The sequence below is a fragment of the Streptomyces sp. NPDC048383 genome (assembly GCF_040651775.1).
Taxonomy (GTDB): domain Bacteria; phylum Actinomycetota; class Actinomycetes; order Streptomycetales; family Streptomycetaceae; genus Streptomyces.
Map to the genome: position 1 here is coordinate 16,677 of NZ_JBEZKS010000060.1, position 25,852 is coordinate 42,528.

At 69.9% G+C, this 25,852-nt stretch carries 25 protein-coding genes; 6 read left to right on the forward strand and 19 right to left on the reverse strand.

All coding sequences use genetic code 11. From position 1 onward, the window contains the following. The first annotated feature begins 217 nt into the window (after positions 1-217). From AB0D46_RS31445 to AB0D46_RS31460, 4 genes are all read left to right on the forward strand, one after another. The gene (locus AB0D46_RS31445) at positions 218-1,123 is read left to right on the forward strand and encodes a 5'-3' exonuclease (protein ID WP_362882569.1); all 906 of its coding nucleotides are present in this window, start codon (positions 218-220) and stop codon (positions 1,121-1,123) included. Between the two features lie 49 nt (positions 1,124-1,172). Further along, entirely contained in the window at positions 1,173-2,018 is an 846-nt protein-coding gene (locus tag AB0D46_RS31450; RefSeq protein ID WP_362882535.1) for a siderophore-interacting protein, read from the forward strand. Between the two features lie 93 nt (positions 2,019-2,111). Continuing rightward, positions 2,112-3,677: a serine hydrolase gene (locus AB0D46_RS31455; RefSeq protein WP_362882536.1), complete on the forward strand. Its 1,566-nt coding sequence runs from the start codon at positions 2,112-2,114 to the stop codon at positions 3,675-3,677. A 19-nt stretch (positions 3,678-3,696) separates the two neighbouring features. After that, complete coding sequence (locus tag AB0D46_RS31460; protein ID WP_362882537.1) at positions 3,697-4,680, forward strand: pseudouridine synthase; 984 nt, start codon at positions 3,697-3,699, stop codon at positions 4,678-4,680. Here the strand turns inward: AB0D46_RS31460 and AB0D46_RS31465 are convergent. From AB0D46_RS31465 to AB0D46_RS31520, 12 genes are all read right to left on the reverse strand, one after another. Further along, positions 4,677-5,333, reverse strand: a complete 657-nt coding sequence (locus AB0D46_RS31465; RefSeq protein ID WP_362882538.1) for a helix-turn-helix domain-containing protein — start codon at positions 5,331-5,333, stop codon at positions 4,677-4,679. The genes AB0D46_RS31460 and AB0D46_RS31465 overlap by 4 nt on opposite strands. 90 nt (positions 5,334-5,423) lie before the next feature. Then, positions 5,424-8,276, reverse strand: a complete 2,853-nt coding sequence (locus tag AB0D46_RS31470; RefSeq protein ID WP_362882539.1) for a DEAD/DEAH box helicase — start codon at positions 8,274-8,276, stop codon at positions 5,424-5,426. A gap of 349 nt (positions 8,277-8,625) precedes the next feature. After that, positions 8,626-9,582: a twin-arginine translocase subunit TatC gene (gene tatC / locus AB0D46_RS31475; RefSeq protein ID WP_362882540.1), complete on the reverse strand. Its 957-nt coding sequence runs from the start codon at positions 9,580-9,582 to the stop codon at positions 8,626-8,628. Positions 9,583-9,637: 55 nt separating this feature from the next. Next, on the reverse strand, positions 9,638-9,934 hold the full coding sequence (gene tatA / locus AB0D46_RS31480; RefSeq protein WP_362882541.1) for a Sec-independent protein translocase subunit TatA: 297 nt from the start codon (positions 9,932-9,934) through the stop codon (positions 9,638-9,640). Positions 9,935-10,173: 239 nt separating this feature from the next. Further along, a complete protein-coding gene (locus AB0D46_RS31485) occupies positions 10,174-10,374 on the reverse strand; it encodes a hypothetical protein (RefSeq protein WP_362882542.1) in 201 nt (66 codons plus the stop codon). Between the two features lie 9 nt (positions 10,375-10,383). Continuing rightward, entirely contained in the window at positions 10,384-10,671 is a 288-nt protein-coding gene (locus AB0D46_RS31490) for a hypothetical protein (RefSeq protein ID WP_362882543.1), read from the reverse strand. Between the two features lie 35 nt (positions 10,672-10,706). Then, complete coding sequence (locus tag AB0D46_RS31495; RefSeq protein WP_362882544.1) at positions 10,707-11,675, reverse strand: WYL domain-containing protein; 969 nt, start codon at positions 11,673-11,675, stop codon at positions 10,707-10,709. A gap of 65 nt (positions 11,676-11,740) precedes the next feature. Further along, positions 11,741-12,703 (reverse strand): WYL domain-containing protein, encoded by a 963-nt coding sequence (locus AB0D46_RS31500; RefSeq protein ID WP_362882545.1) that lies wholly within the window; start codon positions 12,701-12,703, stop codon positions 11,741-11,743. A 121-nt stretch (positions 12,704-12,824) separates the two neighbouring features. Further along, positions 12,825-13,217, reverse strand: a complete 393-nt coding sequence (locus AB0D46_RS31505; protein WP_362882546.1) for an FKBP-type peptidyl-prolyl cis-trans isomerase — start codon at positions 13,215-13,217, stop codon at positions 12,825-12,827. Between the two features lie 28 nt (positions 13,218-13,245). Continuing rightward, complete coding sequence (locus AB0D46_RS31510) at positions 13,246-14,187, reverse strand: FKBP-type peptidyl-prolyl cis-trans isomerase (protein ID WP_362882547.1); 942 nt, start codon at positions 14,185-14,187, stop codon at positions 13,246-13,248. Between the two features lie 120 nt (positions 14,188-14,307). Then, positions 14,308-15,669, reverse strand: coding sequence for a Pup--protein ligase (gene pafA / locus AB0D46_RS31515; protein ID WP_362882548.1), 1,362 nt, complete (start codon positions 15,667-15,669; stop codon positions 14,308-14,310). A gap of 58 nt (positions 15,670-15,727) precedes the next feature. Then, positions 15,728-17,020, reverse strand: a complete 1,293-nt coding sequence (locus AB0D46_RS31520; protein ID WP_362882549.1) for an MFS transporter — start codon at positions 17,018-17,020, stop codon at positions 15,728-15,730. 136 nt (positions 17,021-17,156) lie between these two features. On the opposite strand from AB0D46_RS31520, the gene AB0D46_RS31525 reads away from it, so the two are divergent. Next, positions 17,157-18,152 (forward strand): LacI family DNA-binding transcriptional regulator, encoded by a 996-nt coding sequence (locus AB0D46_RS31525; RefSeq protein ID WP_362882550.1) that lies wholly within the window; start codon positions 17,157-17,159, stop codon positions 18,150-18,152. Positions 18,153-18,266: 114 nt separating this feature from the next. Here AB0D46_RS31525 and prcA read toward each other — a convergent pair whose 3' ends face one another. From prcA to arc, 6 genes are all read right to left on the reverse strand, one after another. Then, on the reverse strand, positions 18,267-19,031 hold the full coding sequence (gene prcA / locus AB0D46_RS31530; protein WP_362882551.1) for a proteasome subunit alpha: 765 nt from the start codon (positions 19,029-19,031) through the stop codon (positions 18,267-18,269). A 46-nt stretch (positions 19,032-19,077) separates the two neighbouring features. Beyond that, entirely contained in the window at positions 19,078-19,917 is an 840-nt protein-coding gene (gene prcB, locus AB0D46_RS31535; RefSeq protein ID WP_362882552.1) for a proteasome subunit beta, read from the reverse strand. After that, positions 19,869-20,462, reverse strand: coding sequence for an endonuclease VII domain-containing protein (locus AB0D46_RS31540; RefSeq protein WP_362882553.1), 594 nt, complete (start codon positions 20,460-20,462; stop codon positions 19,869-19,871). Before AB0D46_RS31540 ends, prcB begins: the two co-directional genes overlap by 49 nt. Positions 20,463-20,514: 52 nt before the next feature. Beyond that, on the reverse strand, positions 20,515-20,727 hold the full coding sequence (locus AB0D46_RS31545) for a ubiquitin-like protein Pup (RefSeq protein WP_030016348.1): 213 nt from the start codon (positions 20,725-20,727) through the stop codon (positions 20,515-20,517). A gap of 199 nt (positions 20,728-20,926) precedes the next feature. Continuing rightward, entirely contained in the window at positions 20,927-22,438 is a 1,512-nt protein-coding gene (dop, locus tag AB0D46_RS31550) for a depupylase/deamidase Dop (protein ID WP_362882554.1), read from the reverse strand. Between the two features lie 251 nt (positions 22,439-22,689). After that, complete coding sequence (gene arc, locus AB0D46_RS31555) at positions 22,690-24,456, reverse strand: proteasome ATPase (protein WP_362882555.1); 1,767 nt, start codon at positions 24,454-24,456, stop codon at positions 22,690-22,692. 264 nt (positions 24,457-24,720) lie between these two features. Here arc and AB0D46_RS31560 point away from each other — a divergent pair, with 264 nt between their 5' ends. Then, complete coding sequence (locus tag AB0D46_RS31560; protein WP_362882556.1) at positions 24,721-25,041, forward strand: ferredoxin; 321 nt, start codon at positions 24,721-24,723, stop codon at positions 25,039-25,041. A 4-nt stretch (positions 25,042-25,045) separates the two neighbouring features. On the opposite strand, the gene AB0D46_RS31565 is transcribed toward AB0D46_RS31560, so the two are convergent. After that, a complete protein-coding gene (locus AB0D46_RS31565) occupies positions 25,046-25,666 on the reverse strand; it encodes a hypothetical protein (protein ID WP_362882557.1) in 621 nt (206 codons plus the stop codon). Positions 25,667-25,852 lie beyond the last annotated feature (186 nt).

Genomic DNA, 25,852 nt, shown 5'->3' on the forward strand with positions numbered 1-25,852 from the left:
CGTCGACGAGCACGCCCCGGCGCGACGGACGGGCGGGCGGCCGGGGGGCCGGGGGGCCGGGCGGGCAGAACGTCCCGCCAGTGGTCACACCCTCCGGGAAAGATCGCGGACGCGCGCGGCGGGCCACCTGTTGGAGTGACGAAACGATCACCGCGGGTGACCCGCGGGCCGCCGGGCCGGGTGCGGCATCATCGTCAGCGTGACGACACGACGCCTGATGCTCCTCGACACCGCTTCCCTCTACTACCGCGCCTACTTCGGCGTTCCGGACTCCGTGAAGGCCCCCGACGGCACCCCGGTCAACGCCGTCCGCGGACTGCTCGACTTCATCGGGCGGCTCGTCCACGACCACCACCCCGATGACCTGGTGGCCTGCATGGACGCCGACTGGCGGCCCCACTGGCGGGTGGAGCTGATCCCCTCCTACAAGGCGCACCGGGTCGCCCGGGAGACGGAATCCGGGCCCGACGTGGAGGAGACCCCGGACACCCTCGCCCCCCAGGTGCCGATCATCGAGGCGGCGCTCGACGCGTTCGGCATCGCCCGCGTGGGCGTCGCCGGGTACGAGGCGGACGACGTGATCGGCACGCTCACCGCCCGCGCGAGCGGCCCGGTGGACATCGTCACCGGCGACCGGGACCTCTACCAGCTGGTCGATGACGCACGGCAGCGCCGCGTCCTGTACCCGCTCAAGGGCGTGGGGATGCTCCAGCTGACGGACGAGGCCTGGCTGCGCGAGAAGTACGGCGTGGACGGCGCCGGTTACGCGGACCTGGCCCTGTTGCGCGGCGACCCGAGCGACGGCCTGCCGGGCGTTCCCGGAGTCGGTGAGAAGACCGCCGCCAAGCTGCTGGACGCCTACGGGGACCTGGCCGGCATCATCGCCGCGATCGACGACCCGAAGTCGAAACTGACCCCCACACAGCGTAGGCGGCTCGATGAATCCCGGCCGTACCTGGCGGTGGCCCCGAAGGTCGTCCAGGTGGCCTCGGACGTCCCGCTTCCGCCCTTCGACCCGGCGCTGCCAAGGGTTCCGGCGCAGCCCGAGGTGGTCGACGCACTCGCCCATCGGTGGGGTCTCGGCGGAGCCGTCTCGCGCCTGAGCAGCGCACTGCTCGCGTGAGGTGCTAACTTAGGTAATCCTAAGTTTCAGGGGAGTTCAGGGAGACGCCGTGGCAGAAGGACGCGCCCGCACTGTCGGCACCGCAGTGGTCGTACGCACCGAGCGGCTCACGCCGCACATGGTCAGGATCGTGCTGGGCGGTGACGGACTGTCGGGCTTCGACGCGGGTGTGTACACCGACCACTACGTGAAGCTGCTGTTCGCGCCCGAGGGCGTGCGCTACGCGGAACCCTGGGACCTCGAACGGATCCGCTCCACGCACCACCGCGAGTACTGGCCGCGCCAGCGCGCGTACACGGTCCGTCACTGGGACCCCGCCCACCGGGAGCTGACCCTGGACTTCGTCGTCCACGGCGACGAGGGCCTGGCCGGTCCGTGGGCGGCCCGCGTCCAGCCCGGCGAACTGGTCCACTTCCTCGGTCCCGGCGGCGCGTACGCACCCGACCCGACGGCCGGTTGGCACCTGCTGGCCGGTGACGAGAGCGCCCTGCCGGCCATCGCGGCCGCGATGGAGCGAATGCCGGTGGGCGCGCGGGTGCACGCCTTCGTGGAGATCGACGGCCCCGCCGACGAGCAGAAGTTCGCCACCCCGGACGGGGTCGTGCCGGTCTGGCTGCACCGCGGCGACCGCCCGGTGGGCGCCGCCCTGGTGGAGGCGATCTCCTCCTTCGCGTTCCCCTCCGACGACGTGCACGCCTTCGTCCACGGCGAGGCGGGCTTCGTGAAGGAACTCCGCCGTCACCTGCGCCTGGACCGGGGCGTCCCCCGGGAGCGCCTGTCGATCTCGGGCTACTGGCGCCTGGGCGAGACGGACGAGGGCTGGCGCGCGATCAAGCGGGACTGGAACGCCGGCGTGGAGGCCGAACAGGACCTCCGCCCCCGCGCCGCCGCCTGAGGGAACCTTTCCCCGCCCACGAACGAACGCACCCGACCCCGCCCCCGCAGCCGCCGGAGGGCGGGGTCACCCGTTCGGCGGGACAATGTCCCCATGCGTACGCTCCGCGCGGCCGGGCTGGCCGGGGCCGCGTTGCTCCTCGTCGCGACGGGTTCCGCGGCGGCGGCGCGGGCGGCCCCGACACCACCCCCGCCCCCCAAGCCGCTCCTCACCGACGCCGACGTCTCGACCGCGCTGGCCCGCCTCGACCGGACGGTCCGGGACGGCATGCGGAGCACCGGCGTGCCCGGCGTCTCGGTGGTCGTGGTCCACCGCGACAAGGTGGTCCACCTCCAGGGCTACGGCGTCCGCAGGACCGGCGCGACGGCGGGCGTCGACCCCGACACCGTCTTCCAGCTCGCCTCCCTCTCCAAGCCGATCTCCTCCACCGTCGTCGCCGGCGCCCTCGCCTCCGCCGACGCCTGGGACCGGCCCCTCGGCGCGACCCTGCCCGGCTTCGCCCTCAAGGACCCCTGGGTCAGCGCCCACGTCACCACCGCCGACCTGTTCGCGCACCGCACCGGCCTCCCCGACCACGCCGGGGACCTCCTGGAGGACCTCGGCTACGAGCGGCCGTACATCCTTGACCACCTCCGCTTCGAGCCCCTGACCCCGTTCCGCGCGAGCTACGCCTACACCAACTTCGGTCTCACCGCCGCCGCCGAGGCCATCGCCCGCGACCGCGGCACCAGCTGGCAGAAGCTCAGCGAGGACACCCTGTTCCGGCCCGCCGGGATGACCCGCACCAGCACCGAGTTCGCCGCCTACGCGAACGCCCCCGACCGCGCGTACGGGCACGTCAAGAACCCCGACGGCACCTGGAGCCCCCGCTTCGTCCGGGACGCCGACGCCCAGGCCCCGGCCGGCGGGGTCAGTTCCACGGCCCGCGACATGGCCCGCTGGCTGCGCCTCCAACTCTCCGGCGGCACCCTCGACGGCAAGCGCGTCATCCCCGCCGACACCCTCGCCCGCACCCACCTGCCCGAGATCGTCGCCCAGGCCGAGACCCCCCAGGGCACCCCGCAGTTCTACGGCCTCGGCTGGAACGTCGGCTACGACCAGGCCGGCCGGCTGCGCCTGAGCCACTCCGGGGCCTTCGCCCTCGGCGCCAACTCCAACGTCACCCTGCTGCCCCGGGAACAGCTCGGCATCGTCGTCCTGACCAACGGCGCCCCCGTGGGCCTCGCCGACGCCGTCGCCCTGGACTTCTTCGACACCGCCGAACACGGCGGGCCGACCACCGACTGGTTGGCGCTGACCTCCTCCCTGTACGCGCGGGCGGAGAACGCGAACCGCTCCCCCACCGACTACGCGAAGGCGCCGGCCGGCGCCCGCCCCGCCCGCGACGACAACGCCTACACCGGCACGTACACCAACCCGTTCTACGGCCCGCTCACCGTCACCGCCGACGGCGAGGACCGGGGCGACGGCACGGGCCTGACCCTCTCGCTCGGCCCCGGACCGAAGCGCTTCCCGCTGACCCACTACGACGGGGACACCTTCAGCTTCGTGACCTCCGGCGAGAACGCGGTCGGCCGCACCGGGGTCACCTTCGCCGACGGCACCGTCCGCGTGGAATACCTGGACGAGAACCACCTGGGCACCTTCACCCAGGAGTAGCCGCCTACCCTGGTCCCTGATGACCCGCAGATCCCACGTACCGCCCTCGCCCCTGCCCCAGCTCTCCGGCATCGACCCGGTCCGGCTGCGGCTGCCTCCCGATCCGCAGGAGAAGTGGCCGACCCTCGGCGCGTACCTGACCGAGCGCTACGCCGACACCCGCGGCGCCGAGTCGATGGCGCGGCTGCTGTCGGCGGGCCGGGTCGTGGGCCCGGGCGGCCGGGTGCTGCGCCCGCAGGACGCGTACGAGCCGGGTGGCTGGATCTTCTACCACCGGGACATGCCGGCGGAACCGCCCGTGCCCTTCCCGATCGGCGTGGTCCACCGGGACCGGCACCTGTTGGTGGTGGACAAGCCGCACTTCCTGGCGACCACCCCGCGCGGCAGCCACGTCTTCCAGACGGCCCTGGCCCGACTGCGCCGGGAACTGGACCTGCCGACCCTGAGCCCCGCGCACCGGCTGGACCGGATGACGGCGGGCCTGGTCATGTTCAGCATCCGCCCGGAGGACCGCGGCGCCTACCAGTCGCTGTTCCAGGACCGGCTGGTCCGCAAGGAGTACGAGGCCCTCGCGGTCCACGACCCGGCGGTCGAACTGCCCCGTACGGTCCGCAGCCACATCGAGAAGGTCCGCGGCGTCATGGCCGCCGGCGAGGTCCCCGGGGCGGAGCCCAACGCCGAGAGCCTGGTCGAGCTGACCGACGTCCGCGACGGTCTGGGCCGCTACCGGCTCACCCCGCACACCGGCCGCACCCACCAGCTGCGGGTGCACATGAACTCCCTCGGCCTGCCCATCCTCGGCGACCCGGTCTACCCGGTGGTCGCCGAACCGGCCGACCCGACCGACCACCGCCGCCCGCTCCAGCTGCTGGCCCGCACCCTCGCCTTCACCGACCCGGTGACGGGCCTCGTCCACCACCTGGAGAGCGGCCTCACCCTCCAGGCCTGGGACGACCGACCCGGCTGGGAAACGGGACCGACGCTCCCGACGGAGCCGACCTAGGTCGGCTCCGCCACGCCCGCGATGCGCAGCGCGGCGTCGGCCGCGGCCTCGGCGAACGCGGCGGGCTGGCGGGCCGGGTCGGAGCGGTGGATCAGCATGACGCCCTCGATCAGACCGAAGACGAGGTCGTTGCGAAGCGTCAGTCCGGCCTTGTCCCCCGCCAGTTCGGCGCCGACGGACGTTCCCTTGAGCAAGGTCCGGTAGGTGTCGCGCAGTTCGGCCCGCATCCGCCGGAACTGCGCGAAGCGCGAACCCCGCAGTTCGGGCAGCAGGTAGAGGGCGCCCAGGTTGTACGGGCCGCCGCACAGCAGCAGGACGTCGGAGCGGCACAGCTCCCACAGCCGCCGCGCGGCCGGCCGGCCGGTCTCGGCCAGCAGCCGCCGGGACAGCACCAGCGAGGGTGCGACCGTGGACTCCAGCAGTTCGGCGAGGAGTTCCTCCTTGCCACTGAAGTAGTGGTACATCGTCGCCTGACGCATCCCGGCCCGTTCGGCCACCGCCCGCGTGGTGGTGGCCCCGTACCCGCGCGCCGTGAACAGCTCGGCCGCCGCGCACAGGAGTTCCTCGCGCGGCGGCCGGCCGGTATCCGGTCTCAGCTGGTCGGCACGTGGCCGACCGACCCGTCTCGGTCCTTCGTCCGCTCCCGCACTCATGCGCCGATCGTCGCACAGGACACGGCGAATCGATCATGGCAAGAGATGAGATCCGGCCAGGACGGGTCTAGGAGGAAGCCCCAAAAGCGGCTAGCCGACCGAGCTGTAGGCCACTACACCCCGAAGTAGCCCGTCCACGGCCTTACGGGCATTTCGCGCCACCGTGCTCCCGCCCGCCGAGGACGGCGGAGCCGAGGACGACGGCGCCGCCGCCGCGATCTGCCCCAGCACGTCGATGACCTGCTTGCACCAGCGGACGAAGTCACCGGCCGGCATCTCCGCCTCGCGCAGCACCTCGTCCAGGCTCTTGTCGGAGGCCCACTGGTACGCCGCCCAGGCGAAGCCGAGGTCCGGCTCGCGCTGGCCCACACCCTCCGTCTGGTTGATGCGGTGCTCCTCCTCCAGCGCGTCGAGCCGGCCCCAGATGCGGACCATCTCGCCCAGCGCCGCCTTCGCCGCGCCGCCCGGCACCTTCGGCGCCACCGCGTCGTCGGACTGCCGCGACTCGAAGACCAACGCCGATACGCAGGCGGCCAGTTCGGCCGGGCTCAGGCCTTCCCACACCCCTTCGCGCAAGCACTCCGAGGCCAGCAGGTCGAGCTCGCCGTAGAGCCGGGCGAGCCGCTTGCCGTGCACCGTGACCTCGTCCTCGCGCAGGTAATCCAGCTCGGTGAGCAGCGCGTGGATCCGGTCGAAGGTGCGGGCGATGGTGTTCGTCCGGCCCTCGATGCGCCGTTCCAGCTGCTGGGTGTCGCGCTGGAGCCGGTGGTAGCGCTCCGCCCAACGGGCGTGGTCCTCACGCTCGTCGCAGCCGTGGCAGGGGTGGGCCCGCAGCGCGGCGCGCAGTCGGGTGATCTCCCGGTCGTCGGCCGCCGCGGCCCGACCCGGCCGGTGCCGTTCGGGCGTGTGGTGGCCGGCCTTGGCGCGCAGCGCGGACGCCAGGTCCCGGCGGGACTGCGGCGACCGGGGGTTGAACGTCTTGGGGATCCGCATCCGGTCGATGGCCTCGACCGGGACCGGGAAGTCGATCGCGGCGAGCCGCTTGACCTGCCGCTCGACGGTGAGGACGAGCGGGCGCGGACCCTCGGTGTACTCGTACCCGCGGTGCCCGTTGACCCGCCCGGCCGGCACGCCCGGGTCCAGGACGAGCGCCAGCCCGGCGAACTTGCCGGTCGGCACGTGGATGACGTCGCCCGGCTTGAGCCGCTCCAGCGAACCGGCCGCCTGCACCCGGCGCTGCGCCGCGCCCTGCTTGGCCAGGTCGTTCTCGCGGTCCTTGAGGCCGCGGCGCAGCCCCGCGTACTCCTCGAAGTCGCCCAGGTGGCAGGTCATGCCCTGCTGGTAGCCCTCCAGGCCCTCCTCGTTGCGCTGCACCTGCTTGGAGATGCCCACGACGGAACGGTCGGCCTGGAACTGCGCGAAGGAGGTTTCCAGCAGCTCGCGCGAGCGGTGCCGGCCGAACTGGCTGACCAGGTTGACGGCCATGTTGTAGGAGGGCTTGAAGCTGGAGCGCAGCGGATACGTACGGGTACCGGCGAGGCCCGCCAGCGCCACCGGGTCCATGCCGCGCTGCCACAGCACCACCGCGTGGCCCTCGACGTCGATGCCGCGCCGGCCGGCCCGGCCGGTCAGCTGCGTGTACTCGCCGGGGGTGATGTCGGCGTGCTGCTCGCCGTTCCACTTGACGAGCTTCTCCAGGATGACCGTGCGCGCGGGCATGTTGATGCCCAGCGCGAGCGTCTCGGTGGCGAACACGGCCTTGACGAGGCCGCGGACGAACAGCTCCTCGACGACCTCCTTGAAGGTGGGCAGCATGCCCGCGTGGTGCGCGGCGATGCCCCGCTCCAGGCCTTCGAGCCACTCGTAGTAGCCGAGGACGTGCAGGTCCTCGGTGGGGATGGAGGCGGTCCGCTCCTCGACGATCTGACGGACCTTCAGTCGCGCGGAGTCGTCGTTGAGCCGCAGCCCCGCGTACAGGCACTGCTGGACGGCGGCCTCACAGCCGGCCCTGCTGAAGATGAAGTTGATGGCGGGCAGCAGGTTGTCGTTCTCCAGCCGGCCGATCACCTCGGGGCGGGCGGGCGTCCAGATCCGGCTGCGGGAACGGCGCTCGCGCTCGCGATCGGCCTCGCGGACCATCTTGCCGCGCCGCCGGTCCTTGGGGCTGTAGGTACGGCTGTTCTCCTCGCGGGCCATCCGCAGCAGGTCGGGGTTGACCTCGCGGCGGGCGGAGCCGCGGCCTCCGTGGTCGGACTCCTCCTCGAAGAGGTCGTAGACCCGGCGGCCGGCCATGACGTGCTGCCACAGCGGTACGGGCCGCTCCTCGGAGACGATGACCTCGGTGTCCCCGCGCACGGTGTCGAGCCAGTCGCCGAACTCCTCGGCGTTGGAGACGGTCGCGGACAGCGAGACGAGGGTCACCGACTCGGGGAGGTGGATGATCACTTCCTCCCAGACGGCGCCGCGGAACCGGTCGGAGAGGTAGTGCACCTCGTCCATCACGACGTAGCCCAGGCCCAGCAGCGACTTCGAGCCCGCGTACAGCATGTTGCGGAGCACCTCGGTGGTCATCACGACCACGGGGGCGTCGGAGTTGACGCTGTTGTCACCCGTCAGCAGGCCCACCTTGGCGGCGCCGTAACGCTTGACGAGGTCGGCGTACTTCTGGTTCGACAGCGCCTTGATGGGCGTCGTGTAGAAGCACTTGCGGCCCTGTTGGAGCGCCAGGTGCACGGCGAACTCGCCGACGATGGTCTTGCCCGAGCCGGTCGGGGCGGCCACCAGGACGCCCTTGCCCGCCTCCAATGCCTTGCAGGCCTCGACCTGGTACGGATCCAGGTCGAATTCGTACATCTCGCGGAAGGGTGCCAGTGAGGTGGCCTCTTCGGCGGCGCGGATCCGGGCAGCGGCGTACCGCTCGGCGGGAGAGAGTTCTTCGGTCATCTTGGTATCGAGCCTACCCGTCGCCTCCGACAACAGTCGCGATCATTTATGCGAGCAGGCGCGGGGCCGCGCGGACAAACTCGGCGCTCACCGGAAGGGCTCCGAACGGTTCGCCGTCCGCGTACGCGCCGGGTCCGGCCACCTCCGGGGTGACCCCGGCGGCCCGGAGGACGCCCGCCTTCGGATGGTGGCCCCGGTCTCGAAGGGCGGCCCGTCGTCGACGGGTGATCCGGTACGGCCCGGGCCGGCGCGGAAGCGGCCGGTGGCGCGGCGTGCGCGCCCCGGCCGCGTCCGGCGGTGGGATTGACGAAGAGGGTGATCCCGGCGGTCACCCGACGGAATCCACCCGTCAGGTCGCGTCGTCGTAACCGTTGATCCGGCGGCGTCCGCCGACGGCCTGTTCGGGCAGCGTGGACGGGGCGGCGACGGGTTCCATCGCGCCGATCGGCGCCGGCGTGAGGTCCAGCTCGGCGGCTTCGTCGTCGTCGAGGCCCGCGTCGGGGTCGTTGCGGGCGCGCCGGCGGTCGTTGACGAGACAGACGGCGAGCGCGACGAAGTAGAGGGTGATGATCGGGGCGGCCAGCGACAGCATGGTGAGGGGGTCACCGGTCGGGGTCGCGAACGCCGCGAAGACGGTGATGCCGAGGACCATGGCCCGCCACCAGCTCGCCAGCCGCTTGCCGGTGAGGACCCCGGTGAAGTTCAGCAGGATCAGCAGCAGCGGCAGCTCGAAGGCCAGACCGAAGACGATGACCATGCGCGTGACCAGGTCGAGGTAGTCGTCGACCGGCAGCAGGTTGCGCGCGTGATCGGGGGTGAATTCCAGGAGGATCGTGGCGGTCTGCGGGAGGACCTGGTACGCGAGGACCGCGCCGGCGCCGAACAGCGGCGCGCCGATCGCGACGAAGCTCATCGCGTACTTCTTCTCGTGACTGTGCAGGCCGGGGGCGGTGAACGCCCACAGCTGGTAGAGCCACACCGGGGCGGAGAGCACCACACCGGCCATGAGCGAGACCTTGAGGGCGATCGAGAACGGCGCGATGAGACCGTTGACGGTCATGTCGGCGCACGGACGGCCGTTGCGCTGCGAGACGATCCCGTCGGTACAGCCGACGGAATCCAGCATCGGCTTCAGCATGAAGTCGATGAGGTCCTTGTAGAAGAAGGCCGCCACCACGGTGATCACGAGGATCGCCAGGACCGACTTCAGCAGACGGTTTCTCAGCTCACGCAGGTGCTCGACAAGAGGCATCCGCCCTTCGGCGTCCTTGTCCGCTTTGTCCTGCTTGCGGGCAGACTTGAGCAACCCACGTCCCTCGTCTCGTTGCAGATGACTGGCGCGGCGGTGGTGACCGCCGGTGTCAGCTCTTGGCGGTGTGGTTGGGCTCGCTGACGGGACGGGCGCTGGTGACGTCACCGGGGGCGGCCTGGATGGTGCGCGGGGCCGTGGTCGGCTGCGGGGCCGGGTCGGCAACCGTGGCGGCGGTGGCCGCGTCCTCGGCCTCGCCGTCCTTCTTCATCGCCTTCGCCTCGCTCTTGAGGATGCGGGCCGACTTGCCCAGCGAGCGAGCCATCTCGGGGAGCTTCTTGGCGCCGAACAGCAACACGATGACAGCGATGATCAGAAGGATCTCAAGGGGCTTCAGATTGCCGATCATGTGTGTCTTCCTTCTCACCGAAACGGCTGGTTGTGGTGGCCTCGGCGGATTTCGGATCAAGATCCGCTACCGCTCTGACATCGATCGTAACCCCCGAGGGTTAACGCCCGGCAATCCCCGGGGGTATCCACGCTATTTGCGCGCCTCAGACGGTACGGCTCCCACCGCCCCTTTTCCATGGGTGCGCGGCCACCTATCGGCCGGCCCCGTGCGGTCCCCGGCGCCCGCCCGCCGCCGGACTACGGCCGGGCCGCTCCGCCCGCCCGCGCCAGATCGGCGGCGGCCCGCTCCAGGTCCCCCGAGGCCGCGGTGATCCGCCGGCTGGCCTCGTCCACCTGTCCGGCGAGCCGCCGGACCTCGACGAAGACCCGTACGGCCAGTACGGACAGGACGGCCACCCCGAGGAAGCCCAGGGCAATTGCGAGCATCGGCCACAGCATGGGAGGAGCCTATCCCCTGCCCCGGACGCTGCGCAGCGTGCTCACCCCACCGCCGGTCAGCAGCTCCACGATGCGCTCACCGGCGGGTTTGCGGACCTGGGCGGCACACTCGGGACAGGTGAAGGAATAGAAGGTGGTGCGCCGGCTGCCGCCGATGGCCAGCCGCAGCGCGCCGGCCGCCAGCTCGAACCGGGCCCGGCACTCCGGGCAGGCGGCCTTGAAGGTGACCGGCCCGCCCGCGGCGCCGCCGACCGGATCCGGCGCACCGGAGGTCCGGCCCGTCGGGGATCCGGTCACGGGTCCAGATGTTGCCGCCATCGCTCCCCCGCTCCCTAGACCTGTTCCCCGTACCCGGCGAGTGCCTCCACCGCGGCCTTGCGGGCGCTGTGCGCCAGGTCCGCCGGCGACACGATCCGCCCGTCGCGGCCCAGCCGCAGCGCGAGCCGGCGCAGCGAGGCCGGGTCGGGGCTGCGCAGCGTGATCCGCAGGCCGCCGTCGGGCTGCTCCTCGGCGCTGTCGTGCGGGTAGTACTCGGCGACCCAACGACCGCCGGGGCCGACGTCGACCACCACCTCCGGATCCTCGGCGGCGGGTTGCACCAACCCCACCGACAGGTCCCGGGGCTCGATCGCCGGCGGCTCGGAACGTTCGTCCAGGAGCCGGATCTCCGCGACCCGGTCCAGCCGGAAGGTACGGCGGGCCTCCGACAGGTGGCACCACCCCTCCAGGTAGGTGTGCCCGACGGCGAACAGGCGGATCGGGTCGACGACGCGCTCGGTCAGCTCGTCGCGCGCCGGCGAGTAGTAGCGCAGCCACAGCCGGCGCCGCTCGGCGATGGCCCGGTCGACGTCCGCGAAGACCCCGCCCTCGGACTCGAAGGTCACCGACAGTCGGGAGCTGGCGCCCGCCGCCTCGCCGGCGGCGGCCTCCAGCTTGGCGGTGGCCCGCAGCAGGGCGTCCCGGTCGCTCTCGCGCAGCCCCGGCAGGGTGGCCACGGCGCGGGCGGCGACCAGCAGCGCCGTCGCCTCGTCGGCGGCCAGCCGCAGGGGCTCGGCGGTGGACTCCCCCGACGCGTCGGGGTTGCGCCACCAGATGCGCTCGCCGTCGGTGTCGATGTCGAGCAGGTCGCCGCCGCGGAAGCTGGTCCCGCACATGGGCAGTACGTCGAGGTCCGAGATCAGCTCGTCCTCGGTGATCCCGAAGGCGCGGGCGACGTCGGCGACGTGCGCACCGGGCCGCTCGCGCAGGTAGGTCACCAGGGACAGCATCCGGCGGGTCTGGTCGATGGCGTTGGCAGCCATGCTGGTACGTCTCCCCCTCAGGGCGTTGCTAGCGATGTTCCGGGCTCGGGACCCTGCGGTCGCCCTCAGGCGCGGGCGACGGCGCGCAGCCGGTCCACCACGTCGGCGCGCAGGTCCGCGGGCTCCACCACGACGACGTCCGGTCCGAACTCCACGAGCCAGGCGTCGAGCCCGTGCCCGTAGGGGATCTCCAGCTCGTCCCAGCCGTCCCCGCCCCCGCCCTCGCGCACCGCGGTGGCCTTGGCCCGCAGCGGATATCCGGCGCCGGTCCGCAGCCGGATCAGCGCGGAGCGCTCGGCCCCCTCACCGGCCCAGCTCGCCACGGTCTCCCGTACGGTCACCACGTCGGGCACCTCGGCGGTGTACTTCCCGGCGCGGGAGCGGACCTTGCCGGTGATCCGGGAGAGCCGGAACACCCGCTCCGCGCCGCGGTCGCGGTCGAAGCCGGCCAGGTACCAGTGGCCGCGCCAGCACTCCAGCGCCCACGGCTCGACCTGACGCGGCTCGGGGCGGGCGGCGTTGGACTTGCGGTACTCGAAGACCACGGGCCGCCGGTCCCGGCAGGCCAGCATCAGCGGCTCGAAGGCCGCCTCGTGGACGGGGATGCGCGGTTCGATGGCACTGTGCTGACCCTCGTACGGGTCGCCGGCCTCCGGCATCCCGCCCGCGCGCAACTTCTGCAGGGCCCCGCTGGCCGCGCCCGCGAGACGGGCCTGCTGCCAGACCTTCGCGGCGAGCCCGAGGGCCGCGGCCTCCTCGGCGTCCAGGGAGACGGGCGGCAACCGGTTGCTGTCCCGGCGGGCCAGGTAACCGATCTCGCCCTCGATGTTCTCCACCGTCTCGATGACGAGGCCGAGTTCACGCAGATCGTCCTTGTCCCGCTCGAACATGCGGTTGAACGACTCGTCGTTGCCCGCCTCCAGGTAGGCCTCGATGGAGCCGCGCAGCTCGCGCTTGCTGAGGGGACGACGGGTCCCCAGCAGACACAGCGCCAGATTCATCAGCCGCTCGGCCTTGGCGATCGCCATCGATGCCGTCCCCCCGTTTCGCGCACGCACTCGTGACCGTGACCGTACCGTCCCGGCGGGCCCGGGCAAAAGCGAGGGCCCCCGCCCGAAGGCGGGGGCCCACACCGTGGCTACCGGTCGATCAGGCGCCCATCAGGTCACAGACGAAGATCAACGTTTCGCCCGGAGCGATCGCGGCGCCCGCACCACGGTCGCCGTAGCCGAGGTGGGCCGGGATCGTCAGCTTGCGACGGCCACCGACCTTCATGCCGGCGATGCCCTGGTCCCAGCCGGCGATGACGCGGCCGGCGCCGAGCGGGAACTGCAGCGCGGAGCCGCGGTTCCAGGAAGCGTCGAACTCCTCACCGGTGGAGAACGCCACGCCCACGTAGTGGACCGAGACCATGGCACCGGCCTTCGCCTCGGCGCCGTCGCCCTCCCAGATGTCCTCGATGACGAGTTCGGTCGGAACCGGACCCTCGGGGAAGTCGATCTCGGGCTTTTCGAGCTTGTCGCTCACGGAACTGCTCCTCATGCGTACGAACCGGTCAACCGGAACAGTCTTACATCACCGCGAGGATGTCGAGGCTGAAGACCAGCGTCGAATTGGCCGGGATGGTGCCCTGCTCCTTGTCGCCGAAGCCGTCGGCCGGCGGGATGACCAGCAGGATCCGGCTGCCGGTCTTCTTGCCCAGCAGGCCTTCCTTCAGACCCTTGACCGAGAGCTCGGACATCGGCCACGTCACCGACGAGTCGGTGGCGTACGTGCTTTCGAAGGACTTGTCGTCCTTCCACGTCTTGCCGTTGAACTTCACCACGACGTTGTCGGTGTCCTTGACCACCGGACCGTCGCCCTCGATCACGTAGTTCGAGACCAGCTTCGCCGGCGGCTCGGTGTCCTTCGGGACGGTCACGGAGACTTCCTTGCCGTCCGTGTTGGTACCGACCTTCGGCAGGTCCTTGTTCTCCTGCGCGACTTCCTTGCCCTTGGCCGAGGCCGGAACGGTGGCGCCCTTGACGATGTCCACGACGAACACCAGCGTGGCGTTCGGCTTGATCTTCTCGCCCGAGCCCTGGGCCCCGTAACCGAGCTCCGGGGGGATCACCAGCTCGATGCGGCTGCCGACCTTCTGACCCTCCAGGCCCTGGTCCCAGCCCTTGATGACGGCGCCCGCGCCGATGTTCACGTCGAAGGTCTTGCCCTTGCCGAAGCTGGCGTCGAACGGCTCCTTGCCGTCCCACACCTGGCCGGAGTAGTTGACCTGGGCGATGTCACCCTTCTTCAGCACCGGGCCCTTGCCCTCGCTGATGACCTCCACCTTCAGTTCCTTGGGAGGCGTGCCCTGGCCCTGGGCCAGGGTCGGGGTCTCCCCGAACTTGGCGCCCTTCGTGATCGCGGGCACCCCGTTCTTGGTCTCGGCGGAGTCGGAGCCGCTGTCGTCCCCGCAGGCCGCCGTGGTGAGCAGCAGCATCGGTACGACAAGAAGGCCGGCAAGTCGGCGCACGTGTTCCTCAGATCTCAGACGGCTGGCGGTCGCCCGCCACTCTAAGCCGTGACGAGGGCCCCGTACGAGATCCGTACGGGGCCCTGGCCAAGATCAGTGAGATGTCGCACTTTACTTCTGCTACATCCCGGCGATCAGCTTCTCCACCCGGTCATCGACCGAACGGAACGGGTCCTTGCACAGCACCGTGCGCTGCGCCTGGTCATTGAGCTTCAGGTGCACCCAGTCGACCGTGAAATCACGCCGCTGCTCCTGCGCCCGACGGATGAAGTCACCGCGCAACCTCGCCCGAGTCGTCTGCGGGGGCACCGACTTGCCCTCGAAGATCTTCAGGTCGTTGCAGATCCGCGCCACCTGCCCCTTGCGCTCCAGCAGGTAGTACAGACCCCGCCGCCGATGGATGTCGTGGTAGGCGAGGTCTATCTGCGCGACTCTCGGATTCGACATGGTCATGTTGTGCTTGGCCCGGTACCGCTCGATCAACTGGTACTTCATCACCCAGTCGATCTCCGTCCCGATCCGATCCAGGTCCTCCGCGTCGATCGCGTCGAGCGTACGACCCCACAGCTCCAGGACCTGCTCCACGACCCCGGTACGGATCCCACGACGCTCCGCGAAGTCCAGCGCCTTCTCGTAGTACTCCCGCTGGATCTCCAGCGCCGAAGCCTCCCGACCACTCGCCAGCCGCACCTTGCGCTGACCGGTGATGTCATGACTGACCTCACGGATCGCCCGGATCGGGTTCTCCAGGGTCAGGTCCCGCATCACGGTGCCCGCCTCGATCATGCGCAGCACCAGGTCGGTGGCACCGACCTTGAGGAGCATCGTCGTCTCGGACATGTTCGAGTCCCCGACGATCACGTGCAGACGCCGATAACGCTCGGCGTCCGCGTGCGGCTCGTCACGGGTGTTGATGATCGGCCGGGAACGGGTGGTGGCGGAACTGACACCCTCCCAGATGTGCTCGGCCCGCTGACTGACGCAGTACACCGCGCCCCGAGGGGTCTGCAGCACCTTGCCCGCACCACAGATCAGCTGACGCGTGACGAGGAACGGAATCAGGATGTCCGCCAAGCGGGAGAATTCCCCGTGCCGGGCCACCAGGTAGTTCTCGTGGCAACCGTACGAATTGCCCGCCGAGTCGGTGTTGTTCTTGAAGAGGTAGACGTCGCCCGCGATTCCCTCCTCGTGCAGGCGACGTTCAGCGTCGACGAGCAGGCCTTCGAGAATGCGCTCGCCTGCCTTGTCGTGCGTGACCAGTTCGATCAGGTTGTCGCATTCCGGTGTTGCATATTCCGGATGCGAACCCACGTCGAGGTACAGACGGGCGCCGTTCCGCAGGAAGACATTGCTACTGCGGCCCCATGACACAACACGGCGGAAGAGGTAGCGCGCCACTTCGTCAGGAGACAGTCGGCGCTGTCCCCTGAACGTGCACGTGACGCCGTACTCGTTCTCCAGCCCGAAAATGCGGCGGTCCATGACTGAACATTACGCCTTCTGCCCTCTTCTGAAACCGGGTTCGAGAGCGGCGTTCCGATCAGTTTTTCACGAACGGCTCCGACGGACCCCCGGCAGGAGCCCCCTCGGACCCCTCCACGACACCCCCGCCGACCCCCTCCGACGACACCACCACCACACCCGCACGACCGCGCCCGGGCGACCCCAGCACCCGCTGAGTGGCCGTCAACACCAACAACGCCGCGAACCCCGCGCCACCCGCCACCGCGAAACCGGCCGTGATCCCACCCGACTCCACCGCCGGACCGGCCGCCGCCGTACCCATCGCCGCACCCACCCCGAAGAACGTCACCAACCACGAGAACGCCTCCGTCACCGTGCCCACCGGAGCATGCCGGTCCACCACGATGAACGCACACGCGATCGCCGGCGCCAGGAACACACCCGCCAACGCCGACAACGCCGTCATCGCCACCGGCCCCACCGTCAACATCAGCGGCAGGTAACACACGGCCAACAACGCCACCAACAGCTGCAACCGCCGCTCCGGAGCCCCCGGCCACTGCCGCGCGCCATAGGTCACCCCACCCACCAACGCGCCCAGACCCAGCGCCGCCATCATCCAGCCGTACACCGCCGCGCCACCGTGCTCGTCCGAATAGGCGATCGCCGCCACCGTGATCGACCCCAACGCCGTACCCACGAAGAAGAACGCGCCCAACAACGCCAACAGACCCCGCGAACGCAACGCGCCCAACCAGTGCGCCTCCCGCGGCGCCGAACGCCACGCACGCGACGGCTCCGACACCACCACCGACAGCGCACCCAGCACACCCAGGACGTTCAGGGCCACCAACGCCACCGCCGGCGACCACAACGAGACGAACACCGTCACCAGCAACGGCCCGACCGTGAACATCACCTCCTGTGCCACCGCGTCCATCGCGTACGCGGCGTGCACCCGCTCCTCCTTGCCACCGAGCACACTCGGCCACAGGGCCCGCAGACCACCCTCCAGCGGCGGCGTGAACAACCCCGCCACCACCACCGCCGCGTACGCCACGGCCGCCGTCCCGATCCCCGCGAAAGCCAGCCACACCATGCCCAGCGCGGACAGCACCGCCGCCGGCAGCTGCACCCGCGGCTGCCCGTACAGGTCCACCGCCCGACCCAGCAACGGCTGACCGACGGCGTTCGCCACCCCGTACGCCGCCGCCAACGCCCCCGCCAGGCTGTAGCTGCCGCCCTCCGCCCGCACGAACATCACCAGCGCGATCGAGGCGATGCCGTTCGGCAACCGCCCCACCAACGTGCCCACCAACAACCTCGCGGCGTGCCGGGTCCTGAGCAGCTCCACGTAACCCGCGGCCATGTCCGCCCCCTTCTGCCCGGACCCAGCCGGAGTAATACGTATAACTTGACGAGGTCATACGTACCATGGCCGCAGTCACCCGGTCCACCCCACGGACCCCCGCACCCCCTCCCACCTCGCCCTTCAGGAGCCACCTGTGACGAGACCCACCAGCCGCGACGTCGCCGGCGCCGCCGGGGTCTCCCAGGCCACCGTCTCCCTCGTCCTCGGCGACAAATGGCGCGGCCGCGTCTCCGAACGCACCGCCGCACTCGTCCGCGAAACCGCCACCGCCCTCGGCTACCGCCCCAACCTCGCCGCCCGCAACCTCCGCCTCGGCAGCACCCGCACCGCCCTCCTCGTCGTCCCCGCCCTCACCAACGAATTCTTCGCCCGCGTCTACACCGGCGCCGCCCGCATCGCCGCCGAACACGGCTTCGGCGTCGTCCTCTACCCCTCCCCCGACGGCACCGGCCCCGCCCGCGACCCCTTCGCCTCCGCCCGCGCCGCCCTCGACGGAGTCATCGCCTCCTCCATGGCCGCCGCCGCCCTCGACGCCATCGGCGGCGACGACCTCCCCCTCGTCATGCTCGACAGCGACCCCGCCTCCCCCGCCGCCGCCCACGTCAACCTCGCCATGGCCGACGGCATGCGCCAGATCGCCGACCACCTCCTCCACCACGGCCACCGCCGCTTCCTCCACCTCGCCTCCGCCGTCGACTCCTGGACCTTCCACATCCGCGCCCGAGCCCTCGCCGACCTCCTCACCCCCACCGCCGAACTCCGCACCACCAGAGCCCCCCTCACCGTCGACAGCGGCCGCCGCGCCGTCGAAACCGCCCTCGCCGGTCCCGGCCCCCGCCCCACCGCCATCGTCTGCGACGACGACATCCTCGCCGCCGGCGCCTGCAAGGCCGCCCGCCGCCTCGGCCTGCGCATCCCCGAGGACCTCTCCGTCACCGGCTTCGACGACCTCGCCCTCGCCACCGCCGTCGAACCCGAACTCACCACCGTCGCCCTCCCCGCCGAACACGTCGGAGAACACGGCATGACCGCCCTCCTCGCCGTCCTCGACGGCACCCCCTGGACCGCCCCCGACCTCCCCGTCCACCTCGTCGTCCGCGACTCCACCGGCCCCGCCCCCACCCCCTGAGACCCCGCAACACGACGAAGCCCGGGGACACGACGAAGCCCGGGACACGACGAAGCCCCGGCACACCCTCACGGGCACACCGGGGCTCACGCACCACCGAGCCGACTCGAACGCCTACTCGGCGTCCTCCTCCGGCCCCTCGTCGTTCGACACCGCATCCGCCTGCGCCGCCGCCGGAACATCAGCCTCCAGCAACCGCGCCAACTGCCGACCACGGATCCGCTTGAACTTCCGCTGCTGCGCACGCGTCCGGTCCAGCACCGCGACCTCCAGCCGCTCCGCCGGAATCGTCTTGTCGGCACCGTTCGCCTGACTCGACAACGCCTGCACCGCCAGCTTCAACGCCTCCGACAACGTCATCGCGTCCCGATGCCGCTGATCGAGGAACGTACTGATCTGCTCGGCATTGCCACCGACCGCGACCGAACCGTGCTCGTCCACGATCGAACCGTCATGCGGCAACCGGTAGATCTGGTCCCCCGCCGCCGTCGCACCCACCTCCGCGACGACCAACTCCACCTCGTACGGCTTCTCACCCGCACTCGAGAAGATCGTGCCGAGCGTCTGCGCGTACACGTTCGCCAGCCCACGGGCCGTCACATCGTCACGGTCGTAGGTGTACCCGCGCAGATCCGCGTACCGCACACCACCGATCCGCAGGTTCTCGTACTCGTTGTACTTACCGGCGGCCGCGAAACCGATCCGGTCGTAGATCTCGCTGAACTTGTGCAGCGCACGGGACGGATTCTCACCGACGAACACGATGCCGTCGGCGTACTGCAGCACGACAAGGCTGCGACCGCGGGCGATGCCCTTCCGGGCGTATTCCGCCCGGTCGGCCATGGCCTGCTGGGGTGACACATAGAACGGAGTCGACACCGGCTGTCCGTCCCTTTCTTCTGGGCTCCTACGGGGCGACGGATGGTCAGAGCAGGGCGGCGCGCGGGCCGTCGGGCTGCTCCAGCCGACGGTTGGTGACCGTACGGGCCAGTTCCTGCGACTGGGCGTCGGTCAACCTGCGGAACCCCTCGTCCGTGATGACGGTGACGATCGGGTAGATGTGGCGGTACAGGTCCGGCCCACCGGTCGCCGAGTCGTCGTCGGCGGCGTCGTACAGCGCCTGCACGACCAGCGTGGTGGCCTGCTCCTCCGTCAGGTCCGGACGGTAGAGCTTCTTCATGGAACCGCGGGCGAAGATCGAGCCCGAACCGGTGGCGGCGTAACCGTGCTCCTCGGAGCGACCGCCGGTCACGTCGTAGGAGAAGATCCGACCCTTCTCCTTGGCCTCGTCGTACCCCGCGAACAGCGGAACGACGGCCAGCCCCTGCATCGCCATGCCCAGATTGCTCCGGATCATGGTGGACAGCCGGTTGGCCTTGCCCTCCAGCGAGAGGGTCGTCCCCTCCACCTTCTCGAAGTGCTCCAGCTCCAGCTGGAACAGCTTGACCATCTCCACGGCCAGGCCGGCCGTACCGGCGATGCCCACCGCGGAGTACTCGTCGGCCGGGAACACCTTCTCGATGTCCCGCTGCGCGATCATGTTCCCCATCGTCGCCCGCCGGTCACCGGCGAGGACGACCCCGCCGGGGAAGGTGGTGGCCACGATGGTCGTCCCGTGCGGCGCCTCGACGACACCATCGGGGAGCTTGCGGTTCCCCGGCAGCATGTCGGGCGAGTGCGCGCCCAGGAAGTCCATGAAGGACGACGACCCCGGCGTCAGGAAGGCTGCCGGTAGACGCCCTGTGCTACGAGTGTTGGGTTCCACAGGTTTCCTTCCACGTAAGCGGCTGCACGCCGTATGACGTCCGGCCGATCCTTGAACTGCCCCAGGGCTGCGTTGCAGCTGAAGCACAGTACGCCTCGGACCTTACCCGTCCGATGATCGTGATCAACGTGCTCGGCAGGTCCTTCTCGACAGAGCAGACAGAGACCGCCCTGAGCCGCGATCATCTCCTCGCGCTCGGCCTCCGTGATTCCGTACTTGCGCTTGAAGTAGGAGGCGCGGTTTCGCTGAGCCCTGCAGAGCCGGCAGTAACTGGCCCACCCGTCGGAGGAGGATTTGTTTGACTCCCATTCCGAGTGAGGTTTGATCTCCTTGCATTGCGGACAATGCTTGTGGCCGGACGGTACGGCCACCTTCACCCGTACCGTCCGCCCCTTCGCCTCTTGCCTCTCGCGATGCTGGTCCGCCTGACAGACTCGGCAATACGCCTGCAGGCCGTCCCTCATCGCGCGATTGGCCGCGAAATCAGATCGAGGCTTCGACGACTTGCAACGCGAACACCGCTTCGATGCTTCTGCCCCGCCCATCCCCCACCCGAGACTCTCCTTCGATTCGAAGGCGAGCGACCGCCATCGACCTCTACTGGCCACCCTTTTGCACGAATGACCTCACGAAATCCTCGGCGTTCTCCTCCAAGACATCGTCAATCTCGTCCAGTACGGAGTCGACGTCGTCGGAGAGCTTTTCCTGGCGCTCCTTGAGGTCGGTCGATTCCTCGACCGCGGCCTCCTCGACCTCCTCGGTCGAGCGCGTCGCCTTCTGCTGTCCGCCGCCGGTGTCCTTGGTCGCCATGACTACCTCACCCCGCTCGGTTCGCACGCTCACGTGGAGAGACCCCGGGATTCGGGATCTCTCAAGATCAGACCCTACGCCGGACCCTACTAGGAGGCTTCGGAATTCGTCCCCGTAGTTGTCCAAGTGGTCCGGAACAACGTCCGGCTTTCCTTCATGATTCCCGGCCGGGGGCCATTTCAGGCCCCCTCGGCGCGCTTCACTGCCCCGAAAGCACCCGCACCAGGTCCTCGGCCGTACGGCACCGGTCCAGGAGCTCCTTGACGTGGTTGCGGGTCCCCCGGAGGGGTTCCAGGGTCGGGACCCGCTGGAGGGAGTCGCGGCCCGGGAGGTCGAAGATCACCGAGTCCCAGGAGGCGGCGGCCACGTCGTCCGCGTACTGCTCCAGGCACCGGCCCCGGAAGTAGGCCCGGGTGTCCTCCGGGGGCTTGCTCTCGGCCCGCTCGACGGCCGGCTCGTCCAGGAGCCGCTTCATCTTGCCGCGGGCGACCAAGCGGTTGTAGAGGCCCTTCTCGGGCCGTACGTCGGAGTACTGCAGGTCGACGAGGTGCAGCCGGGCCGCGTCCCACTCCAGCCCGTCGCGCCTGCGGTAGCCCTCCAGGATCTCCCGTTTCGCGATCCAGTCCAGCTCCCCCGACAGGCTCATCGGGTCGGTCTCCAGCCGACCCAGCACGTCCTCCCACCGGGCCAGGACGTCCTTGGTCTGGTCGTCCGCGTCGGAGCCGAACCGCTCCTCCACGTACTTCCTGGCCAGCTCGAAGTACTCCATCTGGAGTTGTACGGCGGTCAGGGTGCGGCCGCTGCGCAGCGTGATGAGCTGCTGGAGGTCGGGGTCGTGGGAGACGTGGTGCAAGGTGCGGACGGGCTGGTCGACGGCGAGGTCGACGTTGATGAACCCGTCTTCGATCATGGAGAGGACGAGCGCGGTCGTGCCGAGTTTGAGGTAGGTGGAGATCTCGGAGAGGTTGGCGTCGCCGATGATCACGTGGAGGCGGCGGTACTTCTCGGCGTCCGAGTGGGGTTCGTCGCGGGTGTTGATGATGGGGCGCTTGAGGGTGGTCTCCAGGCCGACCTCGACCTCGAAGTAGTCGGCGCGCTGGCTGATCTGGAAGCCGTGTTCGCGGCCGTCCTGGCCGATGCCGACGCGGCCGGCGCCGGTGACGACCTGGCGGGAGACGAAGAAGGGGGTCAGGTGGCGCACGATCTCCGAGAAGGGGGTTTCCCGCTTCATCAGGTAGTTCTCGTGCGTGCCGTAGGAGGCGCCCTTGTTGTCGGTGTTGTTCTTGTAGAGGTGGATCGGCTGGGCGCCGGGCAGCTGTGCTGCTCGTTCGGCGGCTTCGGCCATGATCCGTTCGCCGGCTTTGTCCCAGAGCACGGCGTCGAGCGGGTTGGTGATCTCCGGTGAGCTGTATTCGGGGTGCGCGTGGTCGACGTAGAGCCGTGCGCCGTTGGTGAGGATGACGTTGGCGAGGCCGATGTCCTCGTCGGTCAGCTGGCTGTTGTCGGCGGCCTCGCGGGCGAGGTCGAAGCCGCGGGCGTCCCGCAGCGGATTCTCCTCCTCGAAGTCCCAGCGGGCGCGTCGCGCCCGGTGCATCGCCGCCGCGTAGGCGTTGACGATCTGGGACGAGGTGAGCATGGCATTGGCGTTCGGGTGTCCCGGAACGGAGATCCCGTACTCCGTCTCGATCCCCATTACTCGCCGTACGGTCATGCGGCCCTCCTTGCCCGGCGGCGCTCCCGTTCGGGAGCGGCGCTCAAGTACCGCTGGTGCTCCGGTGCGTCGTGTGCGGTGCCCGTCCCCGCACTGCGCGACCGGCGGTACGGAAGAGCCTAGAACCACTGCGCGCTGGTGGGGAGATCATTTCAGTCATTGAGTTTGCCTTGTCACCGGCCGAAAAGGGCAGGCGGTAAAACGGGCGGCTGCGGATGCCCGGTGAGGGCACCCGCAGCCGCCCCTTTTTGTCAGAGGTACTGACCGGTATTCGCCACCGTGTCGATGGAGCGTCCTGTGTCCGCACCTTGCTTTCCGGTGACGAGTGTGCGGATGAATACGATCCGCTCGCCCTTCTTGCCGGAGATTCGGGCCCAGTCGTCGGGGTTGGTGGTGTTGGGCAGGTCCTCGTTCTCCTTGAACTCGTCCACGCATGCCTGGAGGAGGTGGGAGACGCGCAGGCCCCTCTGGTTCTGTTCGAGGAAGGCCTTGATGGCCATCTTCTTCGCACGGTCGACGATGTTCTGGATCATCGCGCCGGAGTTGAAGTCCTTGAAGTAGAGGACTTCCTTGTCGCCGTTGGCGTACGTGACCTCGAGGAAGCGGTTCTCCTCGGTTTCGGCGTACATCTGCTCGACGACGGTCTGGATCATGCTGTGGACGGTTTCGGCCGTGGAGCCCTGGTGTTCGGACAGGTCGTCCGTGTGCAGGGGCAGGGTGGCCTTGAGGTACTTGGCGAAGATGTCCTTGGCCGCCTCGGCGCCGGGGCGCTCGATCTTGATCTTCACGTCGAGCCGGCCGGGGCGCAGGATGGCCGGGTCGATCATGTCCTCGCGGTTGGAGGCGCCGATGACGATGACGTTCTCCAGGCCTTCCACGCCGTCGATCTCGGCGAGCAGCTGGGGGACGATGGTGTTCTCCACGTCCGAGCTGACGCCGGATCCGCGGGTGCGGAAGAGGGACTCCATCTCGTCGAAGAAGACGATGACGGGGGTGCCCTCGCTGGCCTTTTCCCTGGCGCGCTGGAAGACGAGGCGGATGTGCCGCTCGGTCTCGCCGACGTACTTGTTGAGGAGTTCGGGGCCCTTGATGTTCAGGAAGTAGGACTTCCCGGCGGGCTGGCCGGTCACCTCGGCGACCTTCTTGGCAAGGGAGTTGGCCACGGCCTTGGCGATGAGCGTCTTGCCGCAGCCGGGGGGGCCGTAGAGCAGGATGCCCTTCGGGGGCCGGAGTTCGTGCTCCTTGAAGAGGTCGGGGTAGAGGTAGGGGAGCTCGACGGCGTCGCGGATCAGCTCGATCTGGTCGCCCAGGCCGCCGATCTTCTCGTAGTCGATGTCCGGGACCTCTTCGAGGGTGAGGTCTTCGACCTCGCTCTTGGGGACGATCTCGTAGACGTAGCCGGAGCGGGGTTCGAGCAGCAGGGAGTCGCCGGGGCGGATGGTGACGTCCAGGAGCGGCTCGGCGAGCCTCACCACCCTTTCCTCGTCGGTGTGCCCGACCACCAGGGCGCGCTCGCCGTCCTCGAGGATTTCCTTGAGGGTGACGATGTCCCCGGCTCGCTCGTATTCCATGGCTTCGACCACGTTGAGCGCTTCGTTGAGCATGACCTCCTGGCCGCGCCGGAGGCCTTCCGGTTCGACGCTGGGGCTCACGTTCACGCGGAGCTTGCGGCCGCCGGTGAAGATGTCGACGGTGCCGTCCTCGTTCGCCTGGAGGAAGACACCGAAGCCGGCCGGCGGTTGTGCGAGCCGGTCGACTTCCTCCTTGAGGGCCACGATCTGGTCGCGGGCCTCTCGGAGGGTATTCGCGAGTCGTTCGTTCTGCGCGGAGACGCCTGCCAGATTTGTCTGGAGCTCGACGATCCGCTCTTCGAGAATCCTCGCGTGCCGCGGAGAGTCGGCGAGCTTACGTCGCAGGACGGCGATTTCCTGCTCGAGATAGGCAACCTGGCCGGCGGGGTCCTCAGACCCTCGCCCGGGCCGGATGCCGCGGTTGATGTCGTCGTCGTGGGCTGCCACGGTCCTCACCTCCTCCAAGGGGAGCTGGACGCTTCCTGACCCTACCTGGGCTGGTGGTGATTGAAACCCCTAGATCACAAAGACGGTAGAGGTGTGTCCGATCTTCACCCTTGCGTACTCCCTCACGCCAAGGAAATACCCACCCATCAACATCGGAAAGCAGCCGGTTGTAAGGTCGAACTGTTCAACACCCGTCAGGGCTCGTGCGACTTGCTTCGAGTTGTGGCCGGGGTGGATCACTCGGAGCAGGGAACGGCAGGAGATATGAGCGTGCAGCAGGAGGCCCCGGCGGAGGGTGTCGGCGGGGCCGGGCAGCCGCTGGAGGTCTGGATCGATCAGGACCTGTGCACCGGTGACGGGATCTGCGTGCAGTACGCACCTGAGGTGTTCGAGCTGGACATCGATGGTCTGGCGTACGTGAAGAGCCCCGAGGACGAGCTGCTGCAGGAGGCGGGGGCGACGACTCCGGTTCCGTTGACGTTGCTCCAGGACGTGGTCGATTCGGCGAAGGAATGTCCGGGTGACTGCATCCACGTGAGGCGCGTTTCGGACAGGGTCGAGGTCTTCGGTCCGGACGCGGAGTGACGGTTCAAACACTTCCGGCGGACGAGTCCGTCAGCTCCTGGCGGAATTTCCCGGTGGTCCAGCGCCACTTGGCGAGCTGGTTGAGGTCGGGGCTGGAGCGTGGGACGTCCGGTGAGGAGTAGCCGAGGAGACGGGCCGTGACGGCGCCGTCGCGGACGGTGAGGTCGATGGCGGTGCGTCGGCGGTCGGTGTCGAGCAGGGTGGCGACGACGCGGGGCGCGGAGCCGGGTGCGGGGTCCTGGATCAGGACGTAGAGGGCGTGGGGCGGGGTGCCGGAGCCGGCTTGGCAGCGGACGGCGGCCACGGTTTCGGGGCGGCCGTCGCCGTCGAGGTCGCCGTGGGCGGTGTCGGTGACGGTCCGGGGTACGCCTTTGCAGTCGAGGGGGTAGGTGACGGCCTGCGCGTCGGGGGCGGTGGCGCGGGGGTCGGGGGCCGCGGCGGCTTGTGGGCCGTTGCGGGTTCCGGGTGCTGGGGTGGCTCCGCCGGCGGGTTCGGGTTGGAGGAGGCCCGCGCCGGCTATGACGGCGGCGATGACGGTGGCGGTGGCGGCCCAGTGGGCGGGTCGGGCGCGGTGGTGCGCCGGGGTTCGTGGGGTGAGCGCCGGCGTGGTGGGGCTGTGCGGCACGCGGGGTGTCTCCTGTGCGAGGGGTGACGGGGAGCCAGCATCGTGCCACATGTCACACGGGGGTGAAACGGTCGGGTCCGGACGGGTTCGAGCCTGCGGACGGGTTCGGGCCGGGGCGCGGGGTGGGTCTTCGTGGGTAACGAAAAGGCGCTGCGGCGCAGTTCCCGTTTGCTCGGGGGAACTGCG